Consider the following 16,498-nt stretch of genomic DNA (forward strand, 5'->3'; position numbering starts at 1 on the left):
TGCAGCTGGTGACAGAGTTCTTACCGGCGCCCCTGGTGGAGTGTCGGCTCGCCCACCTCGGTGATCAGTTGGTCTGCCCCCTCGCCTCACGGATCCGCCTGTCCGACTCGGCGTCCAGCACGGCTTGCTCGCGCACTCCAGGGTCATAGCCGTTCCACTCCCGCAGCGCGGCGTGTACCGGCTCGTACTCCGCCCAGACCGTCTTGCCCGGTCCGTCCGGGCGCAGGTGCCAGTCCCAGCGGGCCGCGAGCCGCGATACGAGGAGCAGGCCGCGGCCGGCCTCGTCGGTGCCGTCGATCTCCTCCGGGGTGGCGGGGCGGCGGGGGTGGCGTTCGGTGCGGGTGTCGGTCACCTCGACGCGCACGGTGCGGCGCTCGAGGGTGGCGTGGAGGCGGAGGTGGAAGTCCCTGCCGGAGACATGGCCGTGGCGCACGGCGTTCGAGGTGAGCTCCGCGACGATCAGCACGATCGCGTCGTGCGGGTCGGTGCCGTACGGGATGCCCCACGCGTCCAGGCGAACGGCGGCGAGGCGGCGGGCGAGACGGGCTCCGCGCGGTGTGGAGGTGAAGCGCATCTCGAAGGTAGGCCCCGGTGGTGTGGGTGCCTCGCAGGGGCCGCAGAAACTGGCGGGTTGGGTGGTGTCGGTGGAATTGGTGGGTTTCGTCGTCACGCCTCTCACGGTCCCGTCGGTCGCGTAGCGTGACCAGTGGTGACGCAGCGACAGGGGGCGGCTGTACCCGTGTTGTACGCGCGTGTCGGAGCTGCGCGCCGTGACGGCGTCCCTTGCGGGGGCGTTGAGCGAGAGAAGGCGGTGGTGGACATGGCGGAGCGCGCGGACGCGGAGGCCGGGGCCGAGGCGGTTTCCGGGGAGCGTGGGAACGGCGACGGCGGCGCGTATGTGGCCGTTCTGAGTCTCGGGGACGGGTGGGAGAACGACGACGGTACCGGGCGGCGACCGGAGGACGAGGCCGGACGGGGTGTCGTGGTCACGTTCGGGCAGACCATGAAGACGCTGCGGGTGCGGGCGGGGCTGGAGCGCGAGGAGTTCGGGCGGCGACTCGGGTACTCGGCGTCCACCATCGCCTCGTTCGAGCAGGGGCGGAGGATTCCGACGCCGAGGACGATCGAGCGGGCGGATGAGGTGCTGGGTGCGGGTGGGTTGCTGTGCCTGTGGATGGAGCAGGTGGAGCGGGCTCAGTATCCGGTGTTCTTTCAGGGGATGGCGGTGTTGGAGAAGGAGGCCGTTGAGCTGGTCGCCTACGACACCCTGGTAGTCAAAGGGTTGCTTCAGACCGAGGAGTACATGAGGGCGCTGCTAGCCATGAGGCGGCCTCCCCTGGACGAGGAGACCATCGAGCAGCGAGTGACGGCACGCTTGGCCCGACGGGACATCTTCGAGCGTCGGCCTGCCCCGCTACTGAGCTTCGTACTCGACGAGGCAATTCTGCGGCGGCCCTACGGAGGCAAGCCCGTGCTGCGCGGGCAGTTGGAGCATCTGCTACTGATCGGGCAGAGGCGCAACGTCGAGATCCAGGTCATGCCGGTCGACCGCGAGGACAACGCCGGTGTGAACGGACCGTTCACGGTTGTGACACGGAAGGACGGTAAGAAGTTCGTGTACGCCGAGGCACAAGGAATCGGCTCTCTACAGACCGACCCGGAGCAAGGGGTTCTGGCCGCCGCCCGCTATGGGATTATCCGATCGCAGGCTCTCAGTCCGCGAGAGTCACTGGAAGTCATCGAAGGGGTGCTGGGATCACTATGAACAACGCCGAGTCCTCGACCGTCGCCTCCGGCCTGGCATGGTTCAAGAGCAGCTACAGCGGTACCGAGGGCGGCGATTGTGTGGAGGTGGCGGCCACCACGGCAATCGTGCACGTCCGTGACTCGAAGGCTGAGGCCGGCCCCGTGCTCACCGTCTCCCGTGAGGCATGGGCAAGCCTCATCGGGTTGACCTCGTCGGAGCGGCGCGTGTAACGCTCGCACGACCGTGAAGGCCCTGCCGACTTGGATGTCGGTCGTCAGGGCCCTCCGTACCTACTGGGTACCTCGGCCTTGTACGCCGGTTCCGCCTCTCTGCCGACAGCGTCTATGGCCGCGAGGGTCGGCCTCGTCACCTTCGTCGCAGGAGTGCCTGGCGAGGTACGGGCAGTAGCCGGTCGGCGTCGGTGGCTCCGCGGATCTCGTAGGCCGCGCGCTGAGGGCGATGACTGCCCGCAGCTTGGCGCCAGGAATAGCCGCGAGCCCGCCGTCCGTTGGCACGGGCATGACGACGAACGCGCCGCGGCCCGAGGTGCTGCGTTACACCGCCTTCTCCGATGACCCCGACGGCGGGAACCCCGCCGGTGTCGTGCTGGACGCCTCCGGCATGGACGACGGCGGCATGCTGGCCGTCGCCGCCGGGCTCGGGTATTCGGAGACCGCGTTCCTGACCGCGCGCCCGGAGAAGCGGGCGTACGGCGTGCGGTACTTCAGCCCCAAGGCGGAGGTGCCGTTCTGCGGGCACGCCACCGTCGCCGCCGCCGTCGCGCTCGCCGAGCGGATCGGCCCCGGTGAGCTGGTGTTCTCGACGCCCGCCGGGACCGTACCGGTCGAGGTGGCCGAGGCGGCGGACGGGACGGTGCGGGCCACGCTCACCAGTGTCGAGCCCCACGTCGAGGAGGTCGCCGACGCGGATCTCGCGGAGGCGCTCGCCGCGCTGGGCTGGCCGTCCGCCGATCTCGACCCGGCCTTCCCGCCCCGGATCGCGTTCGCCGGAGCGCGCCACCTCGTGCTCGCGGCGGCGACGCGCGCCCGTCTCGCCGACCTCTCCTACGACTTCGCGCGCCTCGAGGCGCTGATGCACCGGCTCGACCTGACCACGGTGCAGTTGGTGTGGCGGGAGTCGGCCACCGTCTTCCATGTACGCGACCCGTTCCCCGTCGGCGGTGTCGTCGAGGACCCGGCGACCGGCGCCGCGGCCGCCGCGTTCGGCGCGTACGCCCGTGAGTTCGCGCTGGTGACCGAGGACGCCGTCCTGACCCTGCACCAGGGCGAGGACCTGGGCCGCCCCGGCGAGCTCACGGTGACGCTCCGCGCGGGCGACCGGCGAGTCCGGGTCGGCGGCGCGGCCGCCCGCATCGGCTGAGGGCGACGGGCCGTCGCCGCTTCCCGCGCGGCAGCGCTACGGCCGGCGCGCGGTGGAGGGTTCGTCGGGCAGGCGGATGGTGAAGGCCGTCTCGACGCCCGGCCGGCTCGTGACCCAGACGTCTCCGCCGTGGGCCCGCACGAGTTGTCTGACGATGGACAGTCCCAGGCCGCTGCCCCCGGTCTTCCTGCTGCGGGAGGTGTCCCCCCGCCAGAAGCGGTCGAACACCCGCGGCAGGTCCTCCGGGCGGATTCCCGCGCCGGTGTCGGTCACCCGGAGTTCGACACCACGCGGTGCACGACGGGCGCCGAGGGTGACCCGGCCGCCGGGAGGGGTGTGGCGTACCGCGTTGGACAGGAGGTTGCCGATCACCTGGCGCAGCCGCACCGGATCGGCGTGGACCGAGAGGTCACCGGCGGTGTGCACGACCAGCTCCACGTTCTTGGCCTTGGCTCCCGCGCGGTGCGCGGCGGCGGACTGCCCGATCAGGTCGTCCAGGCGTACCGCCTGCGGGCCGAGGTGCAGCGTCCCGGCGTCGGCGGCGGCCAGCACCTGAAGGTCGTCGATGATGTGCTGGAGGAGATGGGCCTCCTCCTGCAACGAGGTGAGGAGGGCGGCGTCGGGTTCGGCGATGCCGTCCTGTGCCGCGTCCAGCCAGCCGCGGATGTTGGTGAGCGGGGTGCGCAGTTCGTGCGCGATGTCGCTGACCATGGCTCTGCGCTGTTCCTCGGTGCGTTCGCGGCGCTCGGAGAGGTCGTTGAGGGCGGCGGCCAGATAGCCGGTCTCGTCCTTGGTGGTGACCGGGATGCGGAGGTGCTGCCCGTCGGGGGCTCGGGCGGCGTCGGCCAGCGCCCGCAGCGGACGTACCAGGCGGACGGCGATGACCGTGGTCAGGGCGATGGTCACGGCGAGCACCAGGGCGGTGGTGCCGACGATCCGGAGGGTTCCGGACAGGGTCAGGTCGAAGACGCGGACGGCCGCCCGGGGAGAGTCGGTGACGAACAGCAGGGCCGCCGGGGCGACATGCCCGGTGAGCTGCTCGCGCCGCCCCTCCTCGGCGCATTCGTCCACGATGGCCTGCTCCGCCTCGGAACCCCGGTACTCCGGCCGCAACCGCGTGTCGATCCGTACGGACTCGGGCGAGGGCACGTGGTGGCGCTCCGCGCAGCGCCGGACGAGCCGTTCGAGTTCCGCGAGAGCGACGGCTTCCGTCCTGGTGGGCGCCGCCAGCTCCTTGGACAGGCACAGGGGGGCGGCCTCGGTGGCCGTCCGGGAGAGCCGGACCTCGGGCCGGCCGCTGTATCCCTCGACGATGTACGCCGGCCGTCCCAGCTTGCCGTTCAGGCACGTGGTCTCGGCGCGGGCGAGGCGGCGCAGTTCCGCACGCTCGTCGGCGGGGAGGCGGTAGGGGCCGACGGCACGGGGGTCGATGCGGGAGATCTGCTGCGCGGGGTCGATGCCCTGTCCCGGGTGGGCCGTGACGTGCAAGGGGTCGATGACCGCCGAGGCGTTGACGGGGAGGTCCCGGGCGCGGTCCGGGTCGGACGCGGTGATCGGCCGGCGGTTCCGCGTGGTGAGCACGATGCCGCGGCCGGTCCGGTCGGCCAGCTCCCGCACGGTGCGTTCCACGCCCTCCCAGCCGCGGTGCGTCGCTGCGAACGCCGTCAGCGTGTCCTGGACGGCGGTGTCGTCCGCGAGCACCTGGCCGCGCTCCTGCTCGATGGCCAGGCTCGTGCCGCGCACCGTGAGCCACGCGGTGGCCCCGATGGACAGCAGGGAGATCACCAGGGACGTCAGCAGCAGCCGCAGCAGCAGGCTGTTGCGCAGGGGAACCTCAGCCGTCACGGCGGCCGCTCGTCAGCTTGTAGCCGATTCCGTGGACGGTCAGCAGCAGGGCCGGGTCGCGCGGAGAGGCCTCGATCTTCTTGCGCAGGTTCATGATGTGCACGTCGACGGCGCGTTCCGTGATGACCCGGTCGTGGCCCGTGGCGCACTCCAGCAGCTGGGCCCTGGTGAAGACCCGGCCGGGCGAGGCCGCCATGGCGCTGAGGATGCGGAACTCGCCCGGGGTGCACCGGACCGGGCGGCCGTGGCAGAAGACCTCGTGGCCGGCCGGATCCAGGGTGAGCGGTCCGACCTCCAGGACCGGCCGGGTCTCCGGCGCCGGCTGGTCCGCGGGTTGGCTGCGCCGTAGCAGGGTGCGGACCCGCGCCACCAGCTCACGCGGCCGGTAGGGCTTGGTCATGTAGTCGTCCGCGCCCAGGTCGAGGCCGAGGAGCACGTCGTCCTCGGTGGACCGCGCGGTGAGCATCAGCACGGGCAGGCTGCCCTCGGCCCGTATCCGGCGGCACACCTCCAGTCCGTCCAGACGCGGCAGCATCCAGTCGAGCACGATCAGGTCCGGCGGCCGCCGGGCGACCTCGTCCAGGACCGTCCGCCCGTCGTGCACCACGGTGACGGCGTGGCCTTCGTGCACGAGGTAGCGCCGGATCAGTTCGGCCTGCTTCTCGTCGTCCTCGGCCACCAGAACGTTCGCACACATGGCGTCGATGTTAGACCGGAAATGCACGCCGAGGAGCCTGTTCCGACCCCTTTCCGTTCCTCACAACTTCCTGACAATTCCATGCTATTGCCGGGTGCGGCGGCCGGATCGCGCATTGTCGGCGACCTCTCATACCTTCCTGACAATCCTCTGTCACAGTCACCGCATGAAAAACGCATCGACCCGTGTTCGTTCCTGTTTCCGCGCCCGGCGCCTTCGTCGCGCCGCCCTGGTCCTCGCCGCCACCGGGGCCACGTTCGCCCTGGCCTCCGGCTGCTCCGACGGCGGTGGCGGCGTCGAGGACTCCGACGTGGCCTCCGTGGAAACCGGCACCGGCAAGCAGGACGGGGGCGGGTCCACGGCGGCCGCCGAGGCCGAGGCAGGCCGCCCCCAACTCCGCCTTGACACCACGCTCGAGGAGGAGGTCCGGATGTACCAGGGCTACCTGCGCTGCCTCAAGGACCAGGGCGTGGACGTCCCGCGCTCGGGCGGCAAGGGCGGCGAGGACATCGATCCCAATTCCCTGTGGTTCCCCGGAGAGAACGTGGCCGAGGAACACCCGGCCGCGGAAAAGAAATGCCTCTCCAAGAGGCCGCTGCCACCCTCGGAACTCGACCCGAAGAAGAACCCGAACTACATGACGGACTACCGCGAATGGATCGAATGCAATAACCGCAGGGGCCTGGAGGTCGACCCGCTCCCCGACGGCAGCGGCTGGAATTACAAGGACGGCGGGAATGTACCGGAGAACGCCGAGCAGATCGACAGCGAGTGCCGGATCGAGGCCTTCAGTGAGCAGTGAACGCGACCCCGCGGACACCGTGATGTTGCGTAAGATCGCCGACGGAGCCGAGTCCGGCCCCGGACCCGAACGCGAACCAGGACCCGAGCCCGAGCCCGAGCCCGACCCCGAGCCCGAGCCCGAGCCCGAGCGCGACCCCGAGCCCGAGGCGTCCGCCGCGCGGCGCTCCGGCAGGTTCACGCGCCGCGGTGTCGTCGTCGCGACCGCCGTGCTCCTCACCCTGGGGGTGGGCGCCGGGCTGCTGTGGGCCCGCGACGACACCGGCGCCCCGGCCGTCGAGAGCGGTCCCGAGATCCGGACGGTCGCCGTCACCAGAACCGACCTGTCCGGCACCCGGGAGATCGAGGGCACCCTCGGCTACACCTCCCCGCGCACCCTCCGCGGCCCCGGGCAGGGGCGCGTCACCTGGCTGGCGAAACAGGGAACGACGGTCAAGCGCGGCCGGCCGCTGTACCGGGTGGACGAGCGTCCCGCCGTGGTCTTCCACGGCAGCACCCCCCTGTACCGCAGGCTCGACGCGGTCGGTCTCACCGGCCGGGACGTCCGGGTCGTCGCCGACAACCTCAAGGCGCTCGGCTACGACATCGGAAGCCAGCCGCCGCCCGGCACGCGGATCCAGCCGTCACGCCCCGCGGTCCCCGACCCGTCCGCGGCGGACCGGCCGGAGGAGGAGCGGGAGGAGGCGTCGGCCTCGCAGCCTCCGCCCGCCGAGGAGAGCGGCGCACCGTCCTCCGCGGCGCCGGGCGGGGACCCGGGCGCGGCTCCCCCGCCGGTGACGGTCAAGGAGGGCGACGGCGTGCTCACCTCCTCGCTGATGGCGGCCGTCCGGCGCTGGCAGGCGACCGTGGGCATGCAGCCGACCGGCGTGCTCGACGTGTCCGACGTGGTGGTGACGCAGGCCGCCGTGCGCGTCAGCGAGGTCCTCGTGCAGCCCGGGGACGAGGCCGCGGCGGAGCTGATGACGGTCACCGCCACGACCAAGTCCGTGACCGTGCCGGTGGAGGCCCTCGACATCGGGTCCATCAAGAGGAAGCAGCGGGTCACCGTGGTGCTCCCCGACCGGTCCGAGACCCGGGGCCGGGTCTCCGCGATCAGCAGCGTCATCCGGGGCGGCCAGGACGGCGCGGACGAGCCGGGACGCTCCAAGATCAACGTCACGGTCGCGCTCGACGACCCGGAGACCGTGAAGGACCTCGACTCCGCACCGGTCGAGGCGCGGTTCGAGGCGGAGTCCAAGAAGGACGTGCTCGCGGTGCCCGTCGGCGCCCTGCTCGCCCTGCGCGAGGGCGGTTACGCCCTGCGCGTCGCCGGCGGCGATCTCGTCCCCGTGGAGACGGGCATGTTCGCCGAGGGGCTGGTCGAGATCAGCGGCAACGGTGTCAGGGAGGGCATGAAGGTGGAGGCCACGGCATGACCGAGGTCATCGCCGTGCGCGAAGCGACCATGACCTATCCCGGCGGGGTCCGGGCGCTCGACCGGGTCTCGCTGTCGGTCGGGACCGGCGAACTGCTGGCCATCGTCGGCCCGTCCGGCTCCGGGAAGTCCACGCTCCTCAACATCATGGGCACCCTGGACCGGCCCACCGGCGGCGAGGTGATCGTCGAAGGGCAGAACGTGGCGGATCTCCCGGACCGGGAACTCTCCGCCCTGCGCGGCCGGCGACTCGGCTTCGTCTTCCAGCAGTTCCACCTGACGGACGGTCTCACCGCGGCGGAGAACGTCGCCACCGGCCTGCTCTACGCCGGGGTGCGCAAACGCCACCGGCGCCGGCTCGCCGAGGAGGCCCTGGGCCGGGTGGGACTGGCGCACCGCGCCGGCCACCTGCCCCAGCAGCTGTCCGGCGGGGAGCGCCAGCGCGTCGCCATCGCCCGTGCGCTGGTCAACGAACCCGCCCTGGTCCTGGCCGACGAACCGACCGGAGCACTCGACACGGCCAACGGCGCCGCCGCGCTGGCGCTGCTGAGAACGCTCCACGAGGAGGGCACCACGATCGCGGTCATCACCCACGACCGCGACATCGCCGCCCAGTTGCCCCGGCGGATCCGGATGCGCGACGGCCGCCTCGTCGAGGACACCGGACCGGCCGGAAGTCCGCCACTGACCGAAAGTTCGCCATGACCGCTCCTGACGCCCCGCCCCGCCGCACGCCGCGACGGGCGCACGACACCCGCCGGAGGCACCCGGATCCCGGGGGCTCCCGCTCCGGCCGCACGACCAAGCCGGTGCGGCTGGCTCCGTCGGACCTCCTCGGGCTCGGGCTGCTCGGGTTGCGCACCCGCAAGCTCCGGGCCGCCCTGTCGGCGCTCGGCATCTCGATCGGCATCGCCACGATGGTCGTCGTGACGGGCATCCCCGCCTCCAGCCATCGGGCGCTGATGGACGAGATCTCCGCGCTCGGCCCCAACATGCTGCGGGCGCAGTCCGTGTCCGTGCAGAGCAAGCCCGTACCCCTGCCCGAGGAGTCGGTCGACATGGTGCGCCGGATCGGCCCGGTCACCGGGGTGAGCGCGGTGGCCAACACCCATGCGCAGGTCCGGCGTTCCGACCTGATCGACGACAGCGACTTCTCCGGCGCGGGCCTGTCCGTCCTCGCGGCCCGGCGCGATCTGCTGGACGTGGTGGGCGGATCGGTGTCCTCGGGCCGGTACTTCAGCCGTGCCGACGAACGGTTCCCCACCGCCGTCCTGGGCGTACGGGCCGCGACCCAACTCGGCATCGGGGAGATCCACGCCGACGACCCGCCCCCGCAGATCCGGATCGGCACGTCGTGGTTCACGGTCATCGGCGTGCTGCGCGCCGTCCCCCTGGCCGACGACCTCGACCACGCCGTGCTGACCGGATGGCACGCCGCCCGGGAGACCCTGCGGTTCGACGGCAAGCCCACGGTGATCTACATCAAGGCGCGGGAGGACGCGCTCGAGGACGTACGGGACGTACTGCCCGCCACCGTGTTCCCCGAGCAGCCCGGCCAGGTCCAGGTCAGCCGGCCCTCGGACGCCCTGGCCGCCAAGCGCGCCACCCAGAACACCTTCTCGTCGCTCTTCCTGGGGCTCGCCGGAGTCGCCCTGCTGGTCGGCGGGATCGGGGTCGCCAACACCATGGTGATCTCGGTGCTGGAGCGCCGCAGGGAGATCGGGCTGCGCCGGGCGCTGGGCGCGACGAGAGGTCAGATACGGGTGCAGTTCCTCACCGAGTCCGTGGCACTGGCGGTGCTGGGCGGCATCGCGGGGACCGGGCTGGGCGTCCTCGTCACCGTCGGCTACGCCACCTACCAGGGCTGGCCGCCGGTGATCTCGGCGCTGTCGGTGGCCGGAGGCTGCCTCGGTGCGGCGGTGGTCGGCGTGGCGGCCGGTGTCTACCCGTCGGTCCGCGCCTCCCGGCTGTCCCCGACGACGGCCCTGGCGTCGACCTGACCCGCCGCTCAGTGGCGGACGTCCGTCACTGGGTGACGGGCAGCACGTCCGGGGAGAGTGCCGCCGCGCGGGCCGTCGCGGCCGTCATACGGCGGCGGTGGTGGCGGCGGCACAGGACCTCGTAGCCGATCTCGTCCACGGAGCCGGTGACGTCGCCGACCACCACCTGGGCGCCCTCGACGACCATGACCCCGCCGACCGTACGGGCGTTGTGCGTGGCGCGGGCGCCGCACCAGCACAGGGCCTCGACCTGGAGCACCTCCACGCGGTCGGCGAGTTCGACCAGGCGCTGGGAGCCCGGGAACAGCTTGGAACGGAAGTCGGTCGTGATGCCGAAGGCGTAGACGTCGAGGTCCAGGTCGTCCACCACGCGGGCGAGCTGGTCGATCTGCTCCGGCGCCAGGAACTGCGCCTCGTCCGCGATCACGTAGTCGGCGCGCCGGCCCTGCGAGAGATGGTCGACGAGGTGCGCGTACAGGTCGGCGCCGTCACCGACCTCCACCGCGTCCGTGACCAGGCCGAGGCGGGAGGAGAGCTTGCCCTCGCCCGCGCGGTCGTTGCGGGTGAAGATCATGCCGACCAGGCCGCGTGCCGACCGGTTGTGCTCGATCTGGAGAGCCAGCGTCGACTTCCCGCAGTCCATCGTTCCGGAGAAGAACACCAGCTCGGGCATGGGAGGACGGGAACCTTTCGGCAGGGGACGGCGGGCCGGGCTCGCGAGCGTACTTCGAGCAGCCTCAGGAGCGTACTTCGAGCAGGGGGACGAGCTGCTCGGCAGGGGTCATGGAGCCGTGGTTGCCGACCATCGCCGATTCGCGCGGTTCCCTCTCGGAGGCGATCAGCAGGACGTCGTCCCGCGCGGCGGCGACCACGTCGCCGATGCGGTGCACCACGCGGTCGTCGATCGCGGGCCCGAACCAGCCGGATGCGATCGCCTCGTCGCGCGAGGCCACCCAGAACTGCTCGCCGAGCACCTCGCGCCAGCAGGTCAGTACGTCGTCCGTCGCGCCGGGGACCGCGTACACGTGCCGGGCGCGGCCCTCGCCGCCGAGGAGGGCGACGCCCGCCTTCAGCTCCCAGTCCTCGTCGAAGTCGATGCGGTGCTGCTCGTCGAAGGGGACGTCGATCATGCCGTGGTCGGCGGTGACGTAGAGGGCGCTGCGCGGGGGCAGCTGCTCCGCCAGGCGCTGCACGAGCCGGTCGACGTGGGCGAGCTGGCCGCGCCAGGTGTCGGAGTCGACGCCGAAGCGGTGTCCCGCACCGTCCACCTCGGCGTAGTACGTGTAGACGAGGGCTCGGTCGGCGCTCGCGAGCTGTGCGGCGGCGAGGTCCATGCGGTCCTCGCCGGAGAGCCGCCCGTGGAAGGCGCCGCCGCTGAGCGCGACCTTGGTCAGCGGGGTGTTGGCGAAGGTCGGCGAGGACACCTGGGCGGCGTGCACCCCCGCGCGGTGGGCCAGCTCGAAGACGGTGGGGTACGGCTGCCAGGCGGCGGGGGCGGTCCAGGGCTGCCAGCGCAGCTGGTTCATCAGCTCGCCGGTGTCCGGGTTGCGCACGGTGTAGCCGGGCAGGCCGTGGGCGCCGGGCGGCAGGCCGGTGCCCACGGAGGCGAGGGAGGTCGCGGTGGTGGCCGGGAAGCCCGCGGTGATCGGGCGGCCGGTGCCGCCGCGCGAGCTGCCGAGCAGCGAGGTCAGGAACGGGGCGTCCTCGGGGTGCGCGCGCAACTGCTCCCAGCCGAGACCGTCGATCAGGAACACGCAGTTCCGGTCGGCGGGGGTCAACTCGGGGATGCCGGCGGTCGTGCCGGGGACGCCGAGACCGGCCGCGAGGGTGGGCAGCAGGTCGGCGAGCGAACCGGTGCCGTACTCGGGTACGGGGGCGGAGTCCAGGGGGAGGGGTTCCGGGTGGGAGTCCCAGACGGCCGGCTGCACCATCAGCGGCCGGTGTCCGCGGTCGCCTCGGAGAGGGCCTGCGCGAAGACGAGCGCCTGGCGCACCGTCTCCGGCCCGTCACCGGCCTCGCTGACGCGCAGGCTCAGGTCGTCGGCCGTCGAACTGCCCGTGTAGCCGTGGTCGGCCTCGCAGTTGGGGTCGCCGCAGGCGGCCGGCTCCAGGTCGATGCGGGAGACGGCGCCCCAGCCGATGGTGAGCACGATCTCGCGCGGCAGCGTGCCCGGGCTGTACGACTCCGGGTTCGCGACCACGCGGCTGACCACGATCGAGGAGATGCGGCCGAGCTTGACCGACTCGGTGGAGGTGGTGGCGTACGGCGTCGGGGAGGTGCTGTCCGCGGCCTGCTCGTCGGTGTGGCTGACGATGAAGCGGTTGCCGGTGAGGACGAGCACGGTGACGTGCCGCCGCACCTCGTTCTGGTCGAACGTCGTCTCCTGGTGGACCAGATACGACCGGATGGGCTCGCCGCCCACGGCGGCCTCCACCGCCTCGGCCACGAGGGCCGGGTAGTAGCCGCTGCGCTCGATCGCCGCCCGCAGCCCCTGGGTCGTCGTACTGGTCTTGGCCATGACGCCCATCCTACGGGTGACCGGTGACTGCCAGGCACCGCTCGGCGTGGTCCGCTCCCCGGGCGTCCTCAGTAGGCCGGGAGGGTCCGCGGGCCGAGGTCGTCGCGGGCGGGCGGCGGGGCCAGGCGCACGGAAGCGCCGAGGACGCTCACCCCGTGCGGGGCGACGACGACCGGCTCCAGGGTCACCGCGACGACCTCGGGGTGGTCGTGGACCAGCCGCGACACCCTCAGCATCAGTTCCTCCAGGGCGGCGGTGTCGACGGGGGCCGAGCCGCGCCAGCCGAACAGGAGCGGGGCGGTCCGGATCGATCGCACCAGGGAGGTCGCGTCCCGGTCGGTGACCGGGATGAGGCGGTGCGCCATGTCCCCGAGGAGCTGCGAGGGGGGTCCGGCGAGGCCGAAGGAGAGCACCGCTCCGGCGGCGGGGTCGATGACCGCGCGCACGAGCGTGTCCACACCGCGCGGTGCCATGCGCTGCACCACGGGGCGCAGCTCCGCCGGCGCGCCGAACAGCTCGGTCAACTCGGTGTACGCGCGGCGCAGTTGTTCCTCGTCCATCAGGTCCAGGCGGACGCCGCCCAGGTCGGCGCGGTGCCTGAGGTGCGGGGCGGTCGCCTTGAGGGCCACGGGGTAGCCGAGGCTGCGGGCGGCCTCGGCGGCGGTGTCGGGGGTGGGGGCGGGCAGCGCGCGGTGCACGGGGATGCCGTACATGCCGAGCAGGTCGCCGGTCTCCTCGGCGCCGAGGGTGAGCCCCTGCCCGCGCGCGAGCAGCCCGTCGATGAGCGCGGCGGCGCCCCTCTCGTCGATGTCGTCGTACTGCGGCACCTTCCCGGGCTCGGCGGCCTCCCGTCGCCACCGCGCGTACGCAACGACCTGCGCCAGCGCCCGCACGGCCCGCTCGGAGGCGGGGTAGGCGGGGATGAGGTGGGCCCCTTCGGGGGGCACGCCGGGATCGGACGGGTCGGTGGCTGCCGCGGGGGCTGCCGCGCCGGGGGCGTGCCGCGCCGGGTCGGGCGACGCGGGGGCGCGGGCGCCTGCGGGCGCCGTGGGGTCCGCAGGCGAGGGAGCGGCGCGGCGCCCGGCCTGCGGTACCGTCGGCTCGGCGGTGCCGTCTCCGGCACGCCGGCCCACGGCTGCGGCGCCGCCCGCCACGCCGGAGACTGTGCCGTGTCCGTCCTGCGGACCGGCCGCGCCGTCCGCATCCCGGGACGCCGTGCCCGCGCTTGCTTCCGCGCCGTCCGGCGTCCGCGAGGCCGCGCCGTCACCGGCACGCGAACCCGCCTCCCCCGCCGCACCGTCCGTCGTCCCGGGGGCCGATCCTGCCTCCGCCGCCGCACCGTCCGTCGTCCCGGAGGCCGATCCTGCCTCCGCCGCCGCGCCGTCCGGCGTCCCGGAGGCTCTGGCGTGTGTGGAGCCCGAGCCTGCGGCGCCCGGCGGGCCGTGCGCTGCCCGCCCGGAGGGTGTGTCGTGGTCGGCCTGTGTGCTGGACGCGGGGGTGTCCTGTGCCGGGCGCGGGGGTGCGGTCGCGCTCGGCTGCGGCTTCCGGTGTTCGTCCCCGCGCGGTGCGGCGTTCGCTGTGGTGCGTGCGGGTTCCGGGACCGCCGGGGACGGAGCGGAGCCGGGCGCCGGCTGGGGGGCCGTGCTGGTCGCGGCCGACAGGGCCGCCGCGAGGCCGCCGAGCTCGACGTGGACGACGAGGACCGGCTTGGCGGGGGCCGCCGCGGCGGCCGAGCGCAGGGCCTCCGCCAGGGCCGCGTCGCCGACCGAGCCCTCCCCCACCGCCGGTATCGCGGTCACCACGACCGCGTCGTTCGCGTCGTCGGCGAGCGCGTGCGAGAGCGCCGCGTGGAAGTCCGCCGCCGACGCCGCCGTGGTCAGGTCACGCGGACGGTGCGGGCGCAGGCCCTCGGCGAGGCAGGCGTCGTAGGTGAGCAGGCCCAGGGACTCGGAGTTGCCGAGGATCGCCACGCGGGGTCCGGCCGGCAGCGGCTGGCGGGCGAGCAGCAGGCCCGTGTCGACCAGTTCGGTGATGGTGTCCACGTGGATCACCCCGGCCTGCCGCAGCAGCGCGGACACCGTTTCGTGGGGCAGCCGGGTGGCCCGTACGGCGTGCCCCCGGGGCCCGGCGCCGTGGCGGGCGCCCTGGACCACGACCAGGGGCTTCGCGGCCGCGGTCCGGCGGGCGAGGCGGGTGAACTTGCGGGGGTTGCCGATGGATTCCAGGTACATCAGGACGACGTCGGTGTCGGGATCCTCGTACCAGTACTGCAGGACGTCGTTGCCGGAGACGTCGGCGCGGTTGCCCGAGGAGACGAAGGTGGAGACGCCCGTGACCCCGGTGACGCCGCCGCCGCGCCGGTGCAGCCGGGACAGCAGGGCGACGCCGATCGCGCCGGACTGGGCGAACAGACCGATGCGGCCCGCGCGGGGCGGCTCCGGCGCGAGCGAGGCGTTCAGCCGCACGTCGGGGGCCGTGTTGATGATGCCGAACGCGTTCGGTCCGATGATCCGCATGCCGTACGAACGAGCCTGCCGGACGAGGGCACGCTGGCGTTCGCGGCCGTCGGGGCCGGACTCGGCGTAGCCGGCCGAGACGACGACGAGCCCTTGCACTCCGTGCTCACCGCACTCGGTGACGACCTCGGGGACGTGCTCGGCGGGCACCGCGACGACCGCGAGGTCGACGGGTCCGTCGATCTCGCGGACGGAGCGGTACGCGGCCACCCCGTCCAGTTCCTTCATGTCCGGTGCGAACGCCTTGTTCACCGCGTGGAGCCGGCCGGTGTACCCGGCGTCGCGGATGTTGTCGAGGACGCTGCGTCCCACCCCGCCGGGGGTGCGTCCGGCGCCGACGACGGCCACCGAGCCGGGCGCGAGCAGCCGCTGCACGGAACGCGCCTCCGCGCGCTGCTCGCGCGCGTACTGCACGGCCATGGACCGGTCCGTGGGCTCGAGGTCGAGCTCCAGGCGGACGACGCCGTCCTCGAAGCTGCGCTTCTGGGTGTACCCGGCGTCGGTGAACACCTTGATCATCTTGGTGTTGGCGGGCAGCACCTCCGCCGCGAACCGGCGGATCCCGCGCTCCCGCGCGACGGCCCCGATGTGTTCGAGCAGCGCGGAGGCGACGCCCCGTCCCTGGTGGGCGTCCTGCACCAGGAAGGCGACCTCCGCCTCGTCGGCCGGGCCGGACGCGGGCGCTCCGTCGGTGCCGATGCGGTCGTAGCGTACGGTGGCGATGAACTCGCCGCCGATGGTGGCCGCGAGTCCCACCCGGTCCACGAAGTCGTGGTGTGTGAAGCGGTGGACGTCCTTGGCGGACAGGCGCGGGTAGGGCGCGAAGAAGCGGTAGTACTTCGACTCGTCCGAGACCTGCTCGTAGAAGCTGACCAGGCGCTCGGCGTCGTCGACGGTGATGGGGCGGATGCGCGCGGTGCCGCCGTCGCGCAGCACCACGTCGGCCTCCCAGTGGGCGGGATACTCGTGCCGGTCCGACGAGGTCTGCATGGGCCCCAGAGTACGGCTCGCGTACGACAACGGCGCGAGGCACTCTGTGGTGGACGACAGCCGGACCGAGGCCGCGGTCCGGCTGTCACCGGGAGCGGGCACGGGTGCCGCTCCGGGCATGCTTCACGATGTGGGAAACTGGTCTAGACAACCCTGAACACCGAAGGGCAGCAACACATGGCTGAGCGCCGCGTCAACGTCGGCTGGGCCGAGGGTCTCCACGCCCGCCCCGCCTCCATCTTCGTCCGAGCCGCCACGGCCGCAGGCGTCCCGGTGACCATCGCCAAGGCCGGGGGCACCCCCGTCAACGCGGCCTCCATGCTCGCCGTGCTCGGCCTGGGCGCCCAGGGCGGCGAGGAGATCGTCCTCGCGTCGGACGCGGAAGGGGCGGACGCCGCCCTGGACCGTCTGGCGAAGCTGGTCTCCGAGGGGCTCGAGGAGCTTCCGGAGACCGTCTGAATCGCGCTGAATGGCACAGGCAGCGCGGGCCCCGCTCCGCGCGGCCGCACGGCGCATTACGCGCTTTACGGAAAGGCCCGCCCGGGATGCACCGGGCGGGCCTTTCCGCATTCCCGTTCCCCCTTTTTACG

Annotated in this window: 15 protein-coding genes; 8 read left to right on the forward strand and 7 right to left on the reverse strand. The window is 73.0% G+C overall.

Going from position 1 to position 16,498, the window contains the following annotated elements; translation table 11 throughout:
* Window positions 1–64: 64 nt before the first annotated feature.
* Window positions 65–670, reverse strand: coding sequence for an ATP-binding protein (locus AC5L3C_RS09090; RefSeq protein ID WP_493648284.1), 606 nt, complete (start codon window positions 668–670; stop codon window positions 65–67).
* Between the two features lie 150 nt (window positions 671–820).
* On the opposite strand from AC5L3C_RS09090, the gene AC5L3C_RS09095 reads away from it, so the two are divergent.
* The 3 genes from AC5L3C_RS09095 (at window position 821) to AC5L3C_RS09105 (ending at window position 3,127) form a co-directional block, all read left to right on the forward strand.
* Complete coding sequence (locus AC5L3C_RS09095) at window positions 821–1,765, forward strand: helix-turn-helix domain-containing protein (protein WP_493653788.1); 945 nt, start codon at window positions 821–823, stop codon at window positions 1,763–1,765.
* A complete protein-coding gene (locus tag AC5L3C_RS09100) occupies window positions 1,762–1,977 on the forward strand; it encodes a DUF397 domain-containing protein (protein ID WP_493648286.1) in 216 nt (71 codons plus the stop codon). Before AC5L3C_RS09095 ends, AC5L3C_RS09100 begins: the two co-directional genes overlap by 4 nt.
* Window positions 1,978–2,266: 289 nt before the next feature.
* Entirely contained in the window at window positions 2,267–3,127 is an 861-nt protein-coding gene (locus AC5L3C_RS09105) for a PhzF family phenazine biosynthesis isomerase (RefSeq protein ID WP_493648288.1), read from the forward strand.
* Window positions 3,128–3,163: 36 nt separating this feature from the next.
* Here the strand turns inward: AC5L3C_RS09105 and AC5L3C_RS09110 are convergent, their stop codons facing one another.
* Together AC5L3C_RS09110 and AC5L3C_RS09115 are read right to left on the reverse strand one after the other, a co-directional pair.
* Window positions 3,164–4,972: a sensor histidine kinase gene (locus AC5L3C_RS09110; protein WP_493648290.1), complete on the reverse strand. Its 1,809-nt coding sequence runs from the start codon at window positions 4,970–4,972 to the stop codon at window positions 3,164–3,166.
* The gene (locus tag AC5L3C_RS09115) at window positions 4,962–5,669 is read right to left on the reverse strand and encodes a response regulator transcription factor (protein WP_493648292.1); all 708 of its coding nucleotides are present in this window, start codon (window positions 5,667–5,669) and stop codon (window positions 4,962–4,964) included. The genes AC5L3C_RS09110 and AC5L3C_RS09115 overlap by 11 nt, the downstream gene beginning before the upstream one ends.
* A gap of 166 nt (window positions 5,670–5,835) precedes the next feature.
* Between AC5L3C_RS09115 and AC5L3C_RS09120 the strand changes: the two genes are divergently transcribed.
* From AC5L3C_RS09120 to AC5L3C_RS09135, 4 genes are read left to right on the forward strand one after another with little or no spacing between them, the layout of a single operon-like run.
* Window positions 5,836–6,471, forward strand: a complete 636-nt coding sequence (locus AC5L3C_RS09120) for a hypothetical protein (protein WP_493648293.1) — start codon at window positions 5,836–5,838, stop codon at window positions 6,469–6,471.
* A 22-nt stretch (window positions 6,472–6,493) separates the two neighbouring features.
* On the forward strand, window positions 6,494–7,885 hold the full coding sequence (locus AC5L3C_RS09125) for an efflux RND transporter periplasmic adaptor subunit (protein ID WP_493648295.1): 1,392 nt from the start codon (window positions 6,494–6,496) through the stop codon (window positions 7,883–7,885).
* Window positions 7,882–8,589: an ABC transporter ATP-binding protein gene (locus tag AC5L3C_RS09130; protein WP_493648297.1), complete on the forward strand. Its 708-nt coding sequence runs from the start codon at window positions 7,882–7,884 to the stop codon at window positions 8,587–8,589. Before AC5L3C_RS09125 ends, AC5L3C_RS09130 begins: the two co-directional genes overlap by 4 nt.
* Window positions 8,586–9,884 carry an ABC transporter permease gene (locus AC5L3C_RS09135; RefSeq protein WP_493648299.1) on the forward strand — a complete coding sequence of 433 codons (1,299 nt, stop codon included), beginning with the start codon at window positions 8,586–8,588 and terminating at the stop codon, window positions 9,882–9,884. Before AC5L3C_RS09130 ends, AC5L3C_RS09135 begins: the two co-directional genes overlap by 4 nt.
* Before the next feature lie 25 nt (window positions 9,885–9,909).
* Here the strand turns inward: AC5L3C_RS09135 and AC5L3C_RS09140 are convergent, their stop codons facing one another.
* The 4 genes from AC5L3C_RS09140 to AC5L3C_RS09155 all read right to left on the reverse strand — a co-directional run bounded on the left by AC5L3C_RS09140 (window position 9,910) and on the right by AC5L3C_RS09155 (window position 15,908).
* Complete coding sequence (locus AC5L3C_RS09140) at window positions 9,910–10,557, reverse strand: thymidine kinase (protein WP_493648301.1); 648 nt, start codon at window positions 10,555–10,557, stop codon at window positions 9,910–9,912.
* Between the two features lie 64 nt (window positions 10,558–10,621).
* Complete coding sequence (locus tag AC5L3C_RS09145) at window positions 10,622–11,815, reverse strand: alkaline phosphatase family protein (RefSeq protein WP_493648303.1); 1,194 nt, start codon at window positions 11,813–11,815, stop codon at window positions 10,622–10,624.
* Window positions 11,815–12,402, reverse strand: a complete 588-nt coding sequence (locus tag AC5L3C_RS09150; RefSeq protein ID WP_493648305.1) for a DUF5998 family protein — start codon at window positions 12,400–12,402, stop codon at window positions 11,815–11,817. Before AC5L3C_RS09150 ends, AC5L3C_RS09145 begins: the two co-directional genes overlap by 1 nt.
* Before the next feature lie 68 nt (window positions 12,403–12,470).
* Window positions 12,471–15,908, reverse strand: coding sequence for a GNAT family N-acetyltransferase (locus AC5L3C_RS09155; protein ID WP_493648306.1), 3,438 nt, complete (start codon window positions 15,906–15,908; stop codon window positions 12,471–12,473).
* A 177-nt stretch (window positions 15,909–16,085) separates the two neighbouring features.
* Here AC5L3C_RS09155 and AC5L3C_RS09160 point away from each other — a divergent pair, with 177 nt between their 5' ends.
* Window positions 16,086–16,367 carry an HPr family phosphocarrier protein gene (locus AC5L3C_RS09160; RefSeq protein ID WP_030235221.1) on the forward strand — a complete coding sequence of 94 codons (282 nt, stop codon included), beginning with the start codon at window positions 16,086–16,088 and terminating at the stop codon, window positions 16,365–16,367.
* Window positions 16,368–16,498 lie beyond the last annotated feature (131 nt).

This window comes from Streptomyces speibonae (assembly GCF_984686075.1).

Excerpts from the sequence above, each read along its gene's own strand:
- AC5L3C_RS09095 (WP_493653788.1), top strand. The coding sequence starts at position 821 with ATGGCGGAGCGCGCGGACGCGGAGGCCGGGGCCGAGGCGGTTTCCGGG.
- AC5L3C_RS09150 (WP_493648305.1), bottom strand. The coding sequence starts at position 12,402 with ATGGCCAAGACCAGTACGACGACCCAGGGGCTGCGGGCGGCGATCGAG.
- AC5L3C_RS09160 (WP_030235221.1), top strand. The coding sequence starts at position 16,086 with ATGGCTGAGCGCCGCGTCAACGTCGGCTGGGCCGAGGGTCTCCACGCC.
- AC5L3C_RS09140 (WP_493648301.1), bottom strand. The coding sequence starts at position 10,557 with ATGCCCGAGCTGGTGTTCTTCTCCGGAACGATGGACTGCGGGAAGTCG.
- AC5L3C_RS09120 (WP_493648293.1), top strand. The coding sequence starts at position 5,836 with ATGAAAAACGCATCGACCCGTGTTCGTTCCTGTTTCCGCGCCCGGCGC.
- AC5L3C_RS09130 (WP_493648297.1), top strand. The coding sequence starts at position 7,882 with ATGACCGAGGTCATCGCCGTGCGCGAAGCGACCATGACCTATCCCGGC.
- AC5L3C_RS09115 (WP_493648292.1), bottom strand. The coding sequence starts at position 5,669 with ATGTGTGCGAACGTTCTGGTGGCCGAGGACGACGAGAAGCAGGCCGAA.
- AC5L3C_RS09100 (WP_493648286.1), top strand. The coding sequence starts at position 1,762 with ATGAACAACGCCGAGTCCTCGACCGTCGCCTCCGGCCTGGCATGGTTC.
- AC5L3C_RS09125 (WP_493648295.1), top strand. The coding sequence starts at position 6,494 with ATGTTGCGTAAGATCGCCGACGGAGCCGAGTCCGGCCCCGGACCCGAA.
- AC5L3C_RS09145 (WP_493648303.1), bottom strand. The coding sequence starts at position 11,815 with ATGGTGCAGCCGGCCGTCTGGGACTCCCACCCGGAACCCCTCCCCCTG.
- AC5L3C_RS09135 (WP_493648299.1), top strand. The coding sequence starts at position 8,586 with ATGACCGCTCCTGACGCCCCGCCCCGCCGCACGCCGCGACGGGCGCAC.
- AC5L3C_RS09105 (WP_493648288.1), top strand. The coding sequence starts at position 2,267 with ATGACGACGAACGCGCCGCGGCCCGAGGTGCTGCGTTACACCGCCTTC.
- AC5L3C_RS09155 (WP_493648306.1), bottom strand. The coding sequence starts at position 15,908 with ATGCAGACCTCGTCGGACCGGCACGAGTATCCCGCCCACTGGGAGGCC.